At 70.8% G+C, this 14,845-nt stretch carries 9 protein-coding genes; 6 read left to right on the top strand and 3 right to left on the bottom strand.

The window, feature by feature from the left end:
* Positions 1-4,098 (bottom strand): AAA family ATPase, encoded by a 4,098-nt coding sequence (locus AC16DP_RS24120; protein ID WP_329734721.1) that lies wholly within the window; start codon positions 4,096-4,098, stop codon positions 1-3.
* A gap of 183 nt (positions 4,099-4,281) precedes the next feature.
* Between AC16DP_RS24120 and AC16DP_RS24115 the strand changes: the two genes are divergently transcribed.
* Positions 4,282-4,938: a cyclase family protein gene (locus tag AC16DP_RS24115; RefSeq protein WP_329734720.1), complete on the top strand. Its 657-nt coding sequence runs from the start codon at positions 4,282-4,284 to the stop codon at positions 4,936-4,938.
* Between the two features lie 3 nt (positions 4,939-4,941).
* On the opposite strand, the gene AC16DP_RS24110 is transcribed toward AC16DP_RS24115, so the two are convergent.
* Together AC16DP_RS24110 and AC16DP_RS24105 are read right to left on the bottom strand one after the other, a co-directional pair.
* Positions 4,942-6,366 carry a reverse transcriptase family protein gene (locus tag AC16DP_RS24110; RefSeq protein WP_329734719.1) on the bottom strand — a complete coding sequence of 475 codons (1,425 nt, stop codon included), beginning with the start codon at positions 6,364-6,366 and terminating at the stop codon, positions 4,942-4,944.
* A gap of 440 nt (positions 6,367-6,806) precedes the next feature.
* Positions 6,807-7,538: an immunity 52 family protein gene (locus AC16DP_RS24105; RefSeq protein WP_329734718.1), complete on the bottom strand. Its 732-nt coding sequence runs from the start codon at positions 7,536-7,538 to the stop codon at positions 6,807-6,809.
* A gap of 449 nt (positions 7,539-7,987) precedes the next feature.
* Here AC16DP_RS24105 and AC16DP_RS24100 point away from each other — a divergent pair, with 449 nt between their 5' ends.
* Genes AC16DP_RS24100 through AC16DP_RS24080 form a run of 5 tightly spaced genes read left to right on the top strand, consistent with a single transcriptional unit; the run spans position 7,988 to position 14,818 of the window.
* On the top strand, positions 7,988-8,383 hold the full coding sequence (locus AC16DP_RS24100; RefSeq protein WP_329734717.1) for a hypothetical protein: 396 nt from the start codon (positions 7,988-7,990) through the stop codon (positions 8,381-8,383).
* A 12-nt stretch (positions 8,384-8,395) separates the two neighbouring features.
* Positions 8,396-10,003, top strand: coding sequence for a hypothetical protein (locus AC16DP_RS24095; protein WP_329734716.1), 1,608 nt, complete (start codon positions 8,396-8,398; stop codon positions 10,001-10,003).
* A 10-nt stretch (positions 10,004-10,013) separates the two neighbouring features.
* The gene (locus AC16DP_RS24090) at positions 10,014-11,180 is read left to right on the top strand and encodes an AAA family ATPase (protein WP_329734715.1); all 1,167 of its coding nucleotides are present in this window, start codon (positions 10,014-10,016) and stop codon (positions 11,178-11,180) included.
* Positions 11,181-11,183: 3 nt separating this feature from the next.
* A complete protein-coding gene (locus AC16DP_RS24085; protein ID WP_329734714.1) occupies positions 11,184-13,670 on the top strand; it encodes a DUF5682 family protein in 2,487 nt (828 codons plus the stop codon).
* Complete coding sequence (locus tag AC16DP_RS24080) at positions 13,667-14,818, top strand: VWA domain-containing protein (protein ID WP_329734713.1); 1,152 nt, start codon at positions 13,667-13,669, stop codon at positions 14,816-14,818. The genes AC16DP_RS24085 and AC16DP_RS24080 overlap by 4 nt, the downstream gene beginning before the upstream one ends.
* The last annotated feature ends 27 nt before the right edge of the window (positions 14,819-14,845 follow it).

Here is a 14,845-nt window from a genome sequence, read left to right as displayed (position 1 = left end):
TCAGCCCGCCGAGGCCTTCGCGGGGGCGGGCAACAGGGGCTGCTCCAGGGCCTCGAGTGCCCGCAGCGGGCCCGGCGCGTCCAGGTGCTCGAAGATGTGGCGGGCCCGCGAGAGGTGGAGCGCGCGGGCGCCCCCGGGCTCGGAGGTGCGCGCCAGCTCGTAATGGGCGAGCCCCTCGTCGGTGGGCATGCGCCAGGTGCTCGCCAGCGCGATGGCGCGCGCCCAGAGGGCCCGGGCCCGGCCGGTGCGGCCCTCGAGCCAGGCGTGCGTGCCCTCGAGACGGGCGGTGCGGCTGAGGGCGGTGGGGTGGAAGCGGCTCGCCTTGCGCAGCATCCGGAGGGACGCGGTGGCCAGCGCCCGGGGCTCGCCGTCTCCGGTGCCGCGCGAGGCCTCCCAGAGCTCCAGACACGCCTGCACCAGCGAGGTGAGGGACGTGAGGTCGGACCACATCACCAGGGGCCGCTTGCGCAGCAGCCGCAGGGCCTCGCGCGCGTGGAGGAGCACCCGGCCGGGCTCTCCCTGGCGCCAGGCCACGAGCGCCGCGTTGCAGCGGAAGCGCAGGGCGTTGGTGGGGTCCGCGAGGCCCAGCAGCACCTCCGCCTCGCGCAGCCGCTCGGCCGCCTCGTCCTGCCGGGCGAGCAGCAGCAGCGTGGGCGTCATCTCCGTGAGGGCCCACAGCACGTTGATGACGTTGGAGACCTCCGTCGCCTCGCGCAGCATGGACTCGCGCACGTACTGGGCGGCGCCCGGCTCGCGCGCCAGCTCCAGCCCCATGCCCAGCACCTCCAGGCCGGTGCACAGGGTGAAGTGCGCGTGGAGGCGGCGGGCCTCGGAGACGCCCCGCTCGACCAGCCGCAGGCCCTCCTCCCAGCGGCCGAAGGTGAGGTGCCAGGCGCCCTCGACGATGTCCGTATGCGGGTGGCGCGAGGCTCCCGGCACGCTGGCGCGGTGGAAGTAGCGGCGCGCCAGCCCGCTCATCCGCCCCAGGCCCGCCATGTAGCCCAGCGAGTTGTAGGCCAGGGTGGAGGTGGAGAAGTCGCGCGCCGCCTCCGCGAAGTTCACGGCGGCGATGTTGGCGGTGAAGTGCTCCAACATCCGGTCCGTGTAGAAGCTCTGCTGGGCGAGCGTGCTGAAGATGCCCGCGGCCAGGGTGAGCCGCTCCCGCTCCGCGTCCGAGCGCGGCGCCGGCAGCCAGCGCCCCAGCAGCATGCGCCCCACGTGCCGCGTCACCTCCCACGCCAGCCGGCCGCCCCAGCCCGCGCCCGAGCCGGGCCGCGTCTGTCCCAGCATGCGCAGGGCGGCATCACAGTGGCGCAGGCTGTGCTCCGTCTCGCCCAGCGCGTGGTACGCGGCGCCGAGCCGCGCGCTCCAGCGGGCCTGGCGCAGCGCGTCCACCGGCTCGGTGCCGCTCGCGGCCAGTTCCAGGGCGCGTTTGAGCAGGGCCACCGTCTCCGCGTGCGCGCCCCGGGCCACGGCGGCCTCCGCGGCCCGCTCCAGGTGCTCCAGCGCGCGCTCGGGCTGCTCGGCCAGCCGCCAGTGGTGCGCCAGCAGGGGTTGGAGCTGCTCGCCCCGCTCCTCCTGCTCGCGCTCGTGCAGCAGCGCCACGGCCCGGTGCAGCTCCCGGCGCTGCGAGAAGGCCATCAGGTGGTAGGCGGCCTCCTGGATGAGCACGTGCTTGAAGGCATACACGGGGCCGGAGTCGGACTCCTCGCGCTGCACCAGGTCCAACCGCTCCAGCTCGGCGAGCTGTTGCGGCAGCGTGGGCCTGTCCGCCTCCACCGGGTGCACGGCGCGCAGCAGCTCGAAGGGGAAGGCGCGGCCGAGCACGCTGGCCACCTTGAGGGTGAGCTGTTGCTGCTGGGTGAGCCGGTCGATGCGGCTGGTGATGAGGCCCTGGATGGTGCCGGGCAGCTCCAGGGCCATCTTCTCCACGGAGCGGGCGCCCAGGCGGCACTCGCCGCGCTCGATGACGAGCCAGCCGGCGTCGCGCAGGGCGCAGGCGAGCTCCTCGCTGAAGAGGGGGTGGCCCTCGGCGCGGTCGCGGATGAAGGTGGCGGCCTGGGCGGGCAGGTGCCGCACGCCGAGCCGCTGGCGCACCAGGGCCAGCACGTCCTCGTAGGACATGCGCCCCAGGGGCAGGTGCACGGTGCCGGGCGAGTCGCGCAGCTGGCGGTACTCGGCGGGGGTGGACTCGTTGGGGGGGCGGGTGGAGAGCACCAGCAGCAGCCGCTTCACCCGGCGCTGCACGGCGAGCGCGAGCTCCCACGAGGCGGAGTCCATCCAGTGCGCGTCATCGAGCACCACCAGCCGGGGCCGCTCGCGGGCGCAGTCGTCGAGCAGCTGCACGAGCAGCTCACGGGTGGTGGCGGTGCGCAGGGGGGCCGGCATGGTGTGCACGGCGTCGTTCTCCGGCACCTCCACGGGCAGCACGTCGTTGAGCAGCGGGGCCCACGCCTCCTGCTCGGGCCAGGCGCTCAGCCGCTCCAGGAGACGGGCGGTGCGGGCGGCCTCGTCCGGCAGTCCCTCGAGGCCGAGCAGGCGCGAGAAGATGGAGCGCCAGGCGTGCCAGACGGGAGCGCCCTCCACGGCCGTGCCCAGGCCGAGCGCGGTGGACAGTCCCGCGACGCGGGCGCGCTCGAGCAGCTCGCCCACCAGCACGGACTTGCCGATGCCGGCCTCGCCCTCGAGGAGCACGGTGCCGCCCACGCCCCGCTCGGCGAGCGCGCGCACCGCCGAGGCGAGCCGGGTGCGCTCCTCCTGACGGCCCACCAGCCGCGCGCCCTGCGCGGGGGCGGTGGGGTTCTCGCCACCGGGCTCGGGGCGGTACACGGGCACCGGGTGCGTAATCCCCTTCATCTTCAGGGGCGCGAGCGTCTCGAAGCGCAGCCGCGAGGAGGCCAGCCGCAGCGTGGTGGCATCGCACAGCACGTCGTCCACGGCGGCCTGCATCAGCCGCGCGGCGAGGTTCACCGTGTGGCCCACCATCACGTACTCGCGCCGCGTGGCCCCGCCGGTGGTGCCGCAGAAGACGCGGCCGGTGGCGAGCCCCAGCCGGTACGGGAGATTCAGCACCTGGAGCGCGCCCCGCAGGTCCAGCGCCGTCTGCACCGCGCGCGCCGCGTCGTCCTCGTGCGACAGGGGGGGCAGTCCGAAGGCCGCCACCATGACGACACCCTTGTCGTCCACCACCACCTGGTTGGCGCTGCCGCCGTAGCGGAAGAGGACGGCCTGGAGGGTGCTCAGCGCGCGCTGCAGCTCCTCGGGCCGCTGGCCGGAGGCGAAGCCGGGCGCGGCGAGGTTGATGAACAGCACCGTGACGGTGCGGAACTCGGAGAGCCACTGGCCGTGGCCGGCCTCCAGGCGGTGCGTCACCACGCGCGGCAGGTAGGAGCACAGCGCGGGCTCGAGCTCCGGCGGCACCGGCTCCTGGGGTCGCACGTCCGGCAGGGGCCCGGGATCCATGGACAGCAGCTTCCAGCCCGCGGCGCCCTTGGGCTCGCCCTGGGCCCGCCGCAGCAGCGGCCAGGCGCGGGGGCCGAGGATGATTTCCCCCGGCAGCGCCGCGCCCTGGGCCTTGGCCATCTCCAGGAGGGGCTCGCCCGAGGCGAGGAAGTCCCAGCGGCCCTTCTCGCCGCCCACGTCGGACAGGCGCACGGTGCCGGCGCCGATGCCCACCTTGAGGCGCAGCCGCACGCCATCCACGGGCTGGCTGCCGTCGATGAGGCCCTGGGCGGCCTGGGCGCACTGGGCCGCGAGCCGCACGGCCTGGGCGAGGTCTCCGTCCGCGCCCACGGGCCAGAGGGCCACGAGGGCGTCTCCGGCGAAGCGCAGCACGTCGCCCCCGTGCGCGAGGAGGGTGTCGATGAGGCGGGAGAAGAAGGCGTCGAGGATGCCGCGGAGCCGCTCGGCGCCGGAGGGGCCGCTGTTCTCGAGGGCCTCGGCGACGGCGGTGAAGCCCGTGAGGTCGGCGAAGAGGACGGCGCCCTGCTGCTCGCTGAGGGCACCGGCGCGCGGGCGGGAGGTGTCCGCCTGGAGGGCGCGCACCAGGGAGCCGGGCAGGAATGCCGCCAGTGCGTGCAGCCGCGAAGGGAAATTCATGCCGGGCCACCACCCGCGGGCAGGGGGGAAGTCCCGGGGTGGAAGAGGCCCCCTTCGTAGCAGATGGTGGGCGCTCCAGCCACATTGGAGGCCAGTTCCCCGGGCGAGCAGGCAGGCGAGCACGGTGGGACGCCGGGCGTGGGTGGGTTTCGCGGCGGGTGAGGTGCTCCAGATTGTGAGGATATGGCACCGCCTCCTTCCACCCCGTGGCTGGATGTCTCCATCCCGTTGTCCTCCGCGATGCCCCATTATCCCGGAGACCCGGTCCCGGAGATCAAACGGGTGCAGTCGCTGGAGGAGGGGGCGGACGCGAATGTCACCCACCTGTCTTTGAGCGCGCACGCGGGGACGCACGTGGACGCGCCGGTGCACTTCTTCTCGGGGCGTGCGGGCATCGACGAGATTCCGCTGGAGGCCACGATGGGCCGGGCGCGCGTGGTGCACGTGCCGGGGGAGGGGCAGGTGCGCGCGGAGGCGCTGCGGGCGTATGAGCCGAAGCCTGGGGAGAAGTTGTTGCTGCGCACGCGCAACTCGGACCGGCGCTGGTGGGAGCTGCCGTTCCAGGAGTCCTTCATCGGGCTGACGAAGGAGGCGGCGGACTTCCTGGCGGAGCGCCGGGTGGGGTGCGTGGGGGTGGATTACCTGTCGGTGGCGGGCTTCCACGAGGACGGCCCGGGGGTGCACCGCACGCTGCTCGACGCGGGCATCTGGATCATCGAGGGGCTGTACCTGGGCGAGGCGGCGCCGGGAGACTACGAGCTGGTGTGTCTGCCCTTGCGCGTGGCGGGCTCGGACGGGGCCCCGGCGCGTGCGCTGCTGCGCCCGTGGGCGCGGGGGTGAGGCCTACGCCTCGCGCTTCTCCAGCGCGCTGAGCCGCTCCAGGAAGGCGCGGCCCTTGGCCGGGTCCGTCATGTGGATGAAGGCGGCCATGCCCTTGAGCTGCTCGAGCGTCTCGCCCTCCTTGCCCGGCTTGCCCTTCTCCCGGTTGTGCAGCGCCGCCCGCAGCTGGCGCACCACCTCGCGCGGCACCCGCGCCGCGGGCTGGCCCTTCGCGGCCTCGTTCACCACCAGCCCCGTCACCACCTGCCGGTTCCCCGGACGCATCACCCGCGTCTTGTCCGGGTGCACCCGGAAGCCCTCCGCCTCCAGCACCTTCTCCACCCGGGCGATCAGCACCGCCACCGGTGCCTCCGTCTTCCCCCGGCTCTTCTTCCAGGAGAACGTCATGTCGTCCGCGTAGCGCGTGTACGTGAAGCCCAGCCGCCTCGACAGCGCCGACAGCCGCTTGTCCAATCGCAGGCACAGCGCGTTCGTAATCCCCGGAGACGTCGGCGCTCCCTGCGGCAGCGCGCGCGGCCCCTTCGCCACGTACAGCGTCTTGCCGCGGAACTGCACCACCTCGCGCGGCGCCTCGGTGGCCATCAGCGCGAGCAGCGTCGCCGTGCCCTCCGCCAGCCCGCCCTTGCGCAACAGCCCCTTCACCCGCTGCCACGTCACCGAGGGGAAGAAGTCCTTGATGTCCATCTTCACCACCACGTCCGCGGCCTTGTGCGCCAGCGCGTTGGTGACGATGGAGCGCCCCGCCACGAAGCCGTGCGCCGCCCCGTGCACCGGCAGCCGCTCGACGACGTTGGCGAGCACCCAGCGCTGCGCCTCCTTCAGCTCCTTCTTCGGCGAGGTGATGGTCCGCTTCCCACCGTCCCGCTTGGGAATCTCCCAGCTGCGGTAGTGCGTCCCCGTGTCCACCTCGCGGTGGTAGGCGAACCAGCGCAGCCGCGACACGCTCAGCCCCAGCGCCTTCGCGAGCGTCTGCGCCGACTCCAGCTCCGGCAGCCCGTTGGACTTCGCCCGCTCCTCGCGGTCCTTCAGGTCGAACTTGTCCGGGCCCCCGGCCTCCTCCCAGTGCACCCCCGCGCCCAGGTGGTGGATGTGCGCGGTGCGCCACGCCTCCCACGCCAGACGCTTCAGCGCGCGGCGCTCGGCGGCCTCGGCCTTCTTCTTCTCCTTCCAGGCCGTCTTCTCTTTTTCAGAGAGTCCGCTCGGATCCTCGTGCTCGGGCGCGAGCCCCTTGGCCTTGAGCTCGGCCTCGACCCACGCTTCCTGGCCGCCGGCCTCCTCAATCGCCTTCCACCGGGCGAGCCGGGCCTGCTCCTCGCGCTGAGAGGCATCGCGCTGGGCCACGGCGTTGGCCGAGGGGGCGGCTGGAGCGGGAGAGGGCACGACCACGGGGGCCGCGGCGGGGACGAACGTCTCGAGCTTCGCGGTCATCACAGCACCTCGTTGATGCGAGGAGGCGTCAGGGGGGGACGGGGCGGCGCGAGCGGTCGAGAGAGGCCTGGAATCACCACATGCTCACCTGGGGCACGGTAGCCTCACCGGCTCTCCCCGGTAGAGGGGTCTAGGCCTCTTGGGGAAACGGCGGTTGCGTCGTTGGCTCAGCTCCCCGAGAGGCCTAGACCCCTCTACCGGGAGAGAGCCAAGAACAGGCTACCTTGCGGAGAGTGTCCTGCATTGCTTCCAGAGCGGCGCAGCGCCGCTCCCGCGCTCGAGGCGCGAAGGCTGATGCTTTCCGGACCTCTCTCGACCACTCGCGCTACCTGGCGCGTCTGCCGTGCGTCGTCGCGTCCACCCCTCCCGGCCGCGAGGGTCGCGGCCAGATGACGGTTGGGGTTTCTACACCATCCCGCAGGCCGAGTCGATGAACGGCGTCATTCATTCCACGGGCGCAGGGGGGTGAGGAGGCCGGCCCGGGCGAGGCGCTCGGAGACATCGCGGGCCAGGGCCACGTGGGCGGGGTTGGAGGCGGTGAGGCGCTCGGGGGTGAGGATGACGAGCGTGCCCTTGTCCTCCACGGGCTCGGTGTGGACGGGAGAGGGCAGGGGCGGCAGGGGGCCTCGGCGGTGGGAGAAGTACGTGAGCCAGCCGATGAAGGTGCCGCCCTCGGTGGATTCCGGTGCCACCCGTTCGTGAAGCTCATGGGAGGTGGCGATGCCCCACTCGGGCTCGAAGGCCACGGCCATGGCCCGGAGTATCCGCGCGAGGATGGGGGCTTGGAGCACGCGCTCCGCAGCGGGCCCTTCTGCGGGTGGGTTGAAGAGGCACAGGTTGGAGACCCAGACGGATGCGTCGCCACAGAGAAGCGACATGCTGCTGGCTGCTTCGTGGAGTTCCCCATTCCAGAGCCTCAGGGAGAAGCCTTCACCAGCGAATCGTCCTTCTTTCCATTCTTGTTGGCTGAACTCCGTTGCAATGCTCGCTGCATCGAGCTCGCAGCGATGCGCCAGCGCTTCCTCGAGGGTCCAACCCTTTTCGAACCACTGGGACAGGCTCGGGTCACATGGAGCCAGCAGCCGGAAAAAGGCCTCGGTACGCCGGGCACATGCCTCGGCGGTCTCTCGCCTCGCCAGCCAATACGTTCCCAAGTAGTACGATTCGTCCATTCCTACCTCAAGGGTGTGTGAGCGGAGTGTGAACGACCTTGATGGTGCCAAGCGCTTCTCTCTGGAAGATCTTTCGCAGGAGGTCGGCTACCTCGCGTTCGGCGATGTGCCACCGAATGGGAGTCCCTTTGGCGGCCCTGAATTGCCTCGGCTCCATCATCACCCTTCGTGACACCTCCCCGGACGCTCGAGCCGGCTCCGGGCTTCCGGCGGGTGCTGGACAGGAGGACCCCTGCCCTCGCTAGACTGCGCACCCGAGAGGTAAGGTCATGGCCACGCGAAAGATCATCCGACCCGCAGCGGCTGGTAACACCGGAACGTCGGCGGCGCCTGCCACGGCATCCGCCGCGGCACCCGCTCCAGTGCCAGCGCGTACCCCCCAGCTCCCGGATTTCGTCGAGCAGCTCAGGAAGCAGACCGACTCCGCCCGGGTCCAGAAAGCGACCTCGATGCTCCAGAGCGATCGCTTCCAGCTCTTCGACGAGGTGACCGAGGAGCACGTCACCGGCGTCGTCAAGAGCCAGACGGACTACTCGCTCTTCTACGCGTGCAAGATCGACAAGCATGGCAACTTCATGTGCTGCACGCAGAACCTCAACCGCTGCGGCGGCCTCAGCGGCAACAAGCCCTGCAAGCACATGCTCGTGTTGATGATCGGCTTGGTGCAGGGCGGGAAGATCGACGCCGCCCGGCTCTCCGCGTGGACGAACGCGGCCAAGGGCAAGAAGCCGGTGATCGACAAGGACGCGATGAGCGCCACCTTCGTCAAATACAAGGGCGCCGAGGCCGGTGAAATCGAGTGGCGCCCGACCGAGACCACTCCTGAAGACTACTATGCCTTGTAGCCGGCTCGCCCGATGAACAGCCTCGAGGAGGTCGGACAGGAGGCGGACACGCTCCGCACGGAGCTCGAGCAACTCTATGTGCGCGGCCTCGCGGCGTCGTCCGCCGCGGACTGGAAGAAGCTCGCATCGCTCGCCGAGCAGTGGGAGCGCATCGGCGCGGGGCACATCGCGTCGCGTCTGATGGCCGCGCTGCGGGCCGCCGAAACCGGCACGAAGGACGCGCCGCGTGCGCTCCTCTCCGCGCACACCAGCCTGCACGTGTTCGAGCGCGTGCTCAGCCTCGAGGCCGCCGCCGAGGCGTGGGCCGCGGCTGTCGCGGCACGGCGCGAGGAAGGTGAAGAAGGCGAAGCGGACGCGGCCCCGGCGGCCTCCTCCCCGCCCGCCGTGAAGCCGCCCGCCGCCGCGCCCCCCATCGAGGATCCCAAAGGCGCGCTCGCGCTCCTCGAGGAGCTGTCACGCGCGGTCGAGGACCTGGTGCGCACGGGCGTCCCCGTCGCCACCGAGGCCACGCGCGCCAAGATCGATGCGTCCTTCAAGGAGGCGTCGCGCCGCAAGTTCCTCCGGCTCGGTCCGTCGCTGCGCTACGTCAACGACGATGTCGGCCGCTACCTCTCCGGGGACCCGCAGTTTTCCATCCGGCGCTTCTCGTTCTTCCTCCACCGCTCGTGGCTCCTCGCCCGCGGGATGGTGAAGGCGATCCGCGACAAGAACGACGCGCTGTTCGCGGCACTGGCCGCGGCCCCGGTGGCCGCACCGCGACCGGTCAAGTCCCTCGAGGTCGTCACGCTCGGCGTGCTCAAGCGCACCGTCGCCAGTGCGTACACGTTCGAGTTCAAGCTGCGCATCGTGGGCGCCTCGGAGCCGGAGCTCGTGGGGCGCAGCCTCACCTACAGCCTCGTGTTCGCGCGCAAGACCGAGGGCAAGGCGAAGGATCTCCCGGCTGAAGCCTATCTGCACCTGAGTCAGCCGCAGAAGTTCATGCCCCGGGTCTTCCGCCAGGACAAGGTCGTGAAGATCACCGACGCGGCGGTGATGCTCGACGAGCGCGGTGGCGGCCGGCTCGCACTCGGGCCCAAGAGCACCGTGACCGAGGGCCCCGCCCATACGGACTGGCCCCCCCTCTTCCAGTTCGACCCCGCCGCGGCGCTCGATCGCGTGAAGCGTTACACGCCGGGCCCGTTGGATCTCGCGGTCGAGCTGCAGGAAGAGGTCGTCGTCACCGGGGCCACGATGAGCAAGCAGCCGCTCAAGACCGGTGACGGCCGGCGGCTCTTCGCGCTCCGCGGCGCGGACGGGCTCTCGTTCGATGCGGTGATCCCCGATGGCCCGGACGGAGAGGAGCTCCTGCCCCGCCTGCGCGCGGCGCTCGAGCAGGCGGACAAACCCCTCCTCTATGGCATCACCTATTATGAGTTCGGCCGCATGATGCTCCTGCCGCTGTCCTTGCTCCACACCGGCTCCGCGGCCCCCGAGCCCGAGTCCGCACCCAAGGCCCCGGCCGCGAAGAAGAAGGGCACCAAGGGCGAGGGCAAGGCGAAGGTGAAGAAGGACGGCCTGGAGCATCTCATGCTGAGTGACAAGACGTTCGATGTCTCCGCCCTCGTGGGCAATCTGTTCTGAGGACCGAAGCATGGCGAGACCCTCGAAGAAATCCGAAGAGACCGCGGCCCCTCCCGTATCCGAGCTCCTCAAGGAGCCGGCGGAGATCAAATACGCCCAGGAGCTGGAGGCCCTGCGCCAGAACGAGCAGGACGAGGTCCCCGCCGCCTGGAAGCTGTCTCCGCGCTCGGTGCTGGCCTACATCGTCGGGACGAAGAAGCCGCTCACCGCGACCCTCAACGGCGCCCAGGTCGAGGTGCCCATCACGCGCAAGTTCTTCGGTGACGACACCATCGTCGAGCGGTCCATCGTGACGCTCGCGAGCGAGCGCGCGCTGCTGCTCGTGGGAGATCCCGGCACGGGCAAGAGCTGGCTCTCCGAGCACCTCGCCGCGGCGATCAGCGGCTGCTCGACGCTGACGATTCAAGGCACGGCCGGCACCACCGAGGAGCAGATCAAATACTCGTGGAACATCGCGCGCATCATCGCCGAGGGCCCCAAGCCCGAGAACATGATCGCCTCGCCGTGCATGATCGCCATGCGCAAGGGCGCCATCTTCCGGTTCGAGGAGATCACCCGCTGCGTGGGTGACGTGCAGGACGCGCTCGTCTCCATCTGCTCGGACAAGGCCATCGCGGTGCCCGAGCTGCCGGGGGATGCCATGGTGTTCGCCCGGCCCGGGTTCAACATCATCGCCACCGCCAACGCGAGGGATCAGGGCGTCAACGAGCTGTCCGCCGCGCTCAAGCGCCGCTTCAACTACGTGCACATCCCGGTGGTCGCCGACCAGAAGACCGAGGTGGAGATCGTCCGCACCCGCTCCAAGGAGTTGCTCGAGCGCTACAAGATCGCCGCCCGCGTGGAGGAGCCCGTGCTCAAGCTGCTCGCCACGGTGTTCCGCGAGATGCGCAATGGCGTGACGGCCGAGGGCGTCAACATCCAGAAGCCCTCCACCACGCTGTCCACCGCCGAGGCCATCGGCGTGGCGCTCGATGCCGCCATCCACAGCCGCTATTTCGGCTCGGGCGTGGTGGGCGCCGACTCCATCGGCCGCAACCTCGTGGGCTCGATCGTCAAGGAGGACCTCGACGACGTGAAGGTGCTCAAGGAGTACCTGTCCCTGGTGGCCAAGAAGCGCGGGGAGGGCGACGCGCAGTGGAAGGCCTTCTACGAAGCGGCCATCTCCGCCATCAAATAGCCGATGACCCCCGCCTCCCCCATCGCTCAGCTCCTCGAGGAGCTCGACGCCGGGCGCATCGAAGCGCGCGCGAACGCCGTGCTGGCCGAGCCCCTCCACTGGTTCCCGGTGCGGCATCACTCGCCCACGGTCGCCCGCCACGTCGCCCGGAGCATCCAGGCGCGGCGGCCGTCGATCGTCTTCATCGAGGCGCCCTCGGACGCCTCGGAGCTGGTGCCGCACATCGTCGACAAGAAGACGAAGCCGCCGATCGCGCTGTTCTCCTCGTACCGCGACGACGACAACGTGCTCGGGCTCGCGGGCATCGAGAGCCCGGCGCCCGACGTGCCCTTCAAGGTGTCCGTCTATTATCCGCTGCTCTCGTACTCACCCGAGTACGTGGCCATGCGCGAGGCGGTGGCGCTCGGGGCGCGCGTGGTGTTCATCGATCTGCCCTTCCGTGCCCGGGTGAAGAGCGCGGCCGAGCGAGGCCTCCAGGGGCCGCCACGGGAGAGCGGCCCGCCGACCCGGGATGACGCGCCTCCCGTGGCCGAGCACCCCGAGAGCCAGCCCGGCTGGGAGCACCTCGCGGTGGAGAGCAGCTTCTACCAGAAGCTCGCGGACGCGGCGGGGTACCGCACCTTCGACGAGTGCTGGGACGCGCTCTTCGACGTGCCCTCGCGCCACGCGGACACGGAGAGCTTCCGGCGCGACCTGGCCTGTTTCTGCGCCGCGGTGCGCGCCACCACCCCCCGCGAGTGGATGGAGTCCGACGGCACGCTCCTGCGCGAAGCGCACATGTGGAGCACCATCACCCGCACCCTCGCCGAGACCCGGACGCCGCCCGAGAAGGCCATGGTGGTGTGCGGAGGCTTCCACATCTTCCTCGAGAAGAGCACGGAGCCTGGCCGGGCCCTTCCGCCGGGCACCGTGTACAACTCCCTGGCGCCGTATTCGTACCTGAGGACGAGCTCCGGCACCGGCTATGGGGCCGGCAACCGCGCTCCCCTCTACTACGAGCGCCTGTTCCAGCACTCCGAGTCCGACCCCGCGAACGCGCCCGTCGCCGCGATGGTGGATCACGTGGTCGGCGTGCTGGCGCGCGGCCGGCGTGACGGAGAGCTCCTGTCCCCGGCGGACGCCATCTCGGTGACGCAGCATGCGCGCATGCTCGCGAGCCTGCGCAACCGCTCCGCGCCCATCCTCGACGACGTGCGGGATGCGCTGATCTCCTGTTGTTGCAAGGGCTCGCCGCAGGAGGAGGGCAGGTACCTGCTGGGCGCGATGAAGGCGGTGGAGACCGGCACGGCCGTGGGCCGCGTCACCCCCGCGCTCGGCAAGCTCCCGCTCCTCTACGACTTCTACAAGGCGCTCGACGAGCTGGACCTGGGCGAGCACGTCACCCAGGACAGGAAGGCCAAGGTCGTTCTCAAGCTGCAACAGGCGGAGGACGAGCGGCGATCCATCTTCTTCCACCGGCTCGCGCAGATGGGCATCCCCTTCGCCCGGCAGCTGAACGTGGACAAGGCGGGCACCCTGTTCACCGAGGAGTGGGAGGTCGCGTGGACCCCCAAGGCCGAGGCCGCGCTCATCGAGGAGAGCGTCCACGGCGACAGCGTGGAGTCCGCGGCGCTCGCCAGGCTCGACGAGGAGCTGGCGCGGGAGGCGGGCTCGGCCGGCGCCGTCGCGGAGCGCCTGCTGCGCGCCGTGAACATGGATCTCCCCGGGATGGTGCTGCGCCTGCAGGCGTCGGTGGGCGGGGCCATCGACGCGGACACACGCCTGGCTTCGCTCGGAAAGGCGCTGACGCACCTGGTGGTGCTGGAGCGTCAGGCCGCCCGGCGCCGTCTGAACAAGGACCTGCTCGACGGCCTCATCCAGCGGTGCTTCGGCCGCGCGTGCTTCGCCATGCCGAACGCGGCCAATGTCCCGCCCGAGGAGTTCGACGAGGTGGTGGCCGGGGTGAAGAGCCTCGCGGAGGTGCTCATCGGCGAGAAGGGCGCGAGCCTGGATCGCGACCTGTTCATCGAGAACGCGCGCACCACGCTCGCCGATTCGAAGAGCCAGCGCCTGCGCGGCGCGCTCTCTGGCGTCCTGACGGAGATCCGCGCGCAATCGCCCGAGGACCTCGCCGCCGACGTGGCGCGCTTCGCCAGGGCCCTGCCCGAGGAGATGGTCCAGTGCGGGGACTACCTGAGCGGCGTCATGGAGACGAGCAGGACGGCGTTGATGCTCGGCGCCGATGGCATCGTCCATGCCATCGACGAGCTGCTACGCGTGGCCAGCTGGGACCAGTTCCTCATGCTGCTGCCGCGCACGCGCGGCGCCTTCGAGGCCGTGCACGAGCGCGCGCGCATCTCGCTCGGGGACCGGGTCGCCGTGATGTATGGCCTCCAGGATGACGACGCGGCGGCGGTGACGAAGCTGGAGACGAGTGTCGGCGCCGCGCTGAAGCTCTCCGAGCTGGACGCGCGGGTGGGGGAGATCATGAAGGAGTGGGACTTCGCATGAGCACGCCGCGAAAGCCCGGGGCGCGGTCGCTGAAGGACTTGAGCGACCAGGAGCGCGGGCTGCTCAATCGTTGGAGGCTCGTGCTCGGCAAGAGCGCCGAGCAGAGCGGCCTGCACCTCTCGCCCGGCGTGGGCGACGGGGACTGCGAGGGCGCGGAGGAAGCGCTCGACTTCCTCTTCAACGAGCGGGGCGGCGGCTCGAGCGGCTCGAACCTCACGGTCCCTCGGTGGATCGACTCGGTGAACGAGCTGTTTCCCCGGCAGGCCAGGGAGGTGCTGGAGCGCGAGCTCGTCCAGCGCAAGGGCATCCGCCAGCTGCTGGAGCAGCCCGACCTGCTGGAGCGGATAGAGCCCAACGTGGAGCTCGTGAAGACGCTCCTGACGCACAAGGATCTGCTGACGCCCAAGACCCGGGTGCTCGCGCGCAAGGTCATCGACAAGGTGGTCAACGAGCTCAAGAAGAAGCTCGAGGTGCGGGTGGAGCAGGCCATCACGGGAGCCATCCGCAAGGACAAGCACTCGCCGAGGCGGGTGTTCAAGAACCTGGACCTCCGGACGACGCTGCGGCGCAACCTCAAGAACTGGAACGGCGAGCGGCAGAAGCTGTTGATCGACCGGATCTGGTTCCACGCGGCCGAGAGGAACAAGCGGCCCTGGCACGTCATCGTGTGCGTGGACCAGTCCGGCTCGATGTTGGAGTCGGCGATCTTCTCGGCGGTGATGGCGTCGATCTTCGCGGAGCTGCCCGGGGTGAAGACGTCGCTGGTGCTCTTCGACACGCAGATCGTGGACCTGAGCGACAAGGTCGGAGAGCCGGTGGACGTCCTGCTGAGCGTGCAGCTGGGCGGTGGCACCGACATCACCCGGGCCCTCGAGTACTGCTCGGGGTTGGTGCGCGAGCCCGCGCGCACCATCGTCGTGCTCATCACCGACTTCTACGAAGGCCGCTCCGAGGAGGACCTCGTGCGAGTGGTGCGGCGGCTGGTGGACGCGAACGTGCGCATGGTGGGGCTGGGGGCGCTCGGCTATGACGCGCAGCCTCAATACAACCGGAGCACGGCGGGCCGGCTGCGCAAGGAAGGGATGGACATCCTGGTGTGCACGCCGGAGAAGCTCGCGGAGGCGATGGGGAAGATCATCACCGGGTGAGGCGTGTGAGCCTCCCGCGAGCCTCTC

Source organism: Archangium sp. (genome assembly GCF_057119385.1).
This window is presented reverse-complemented; position numbering and strand designations above follow the sequence as displayed.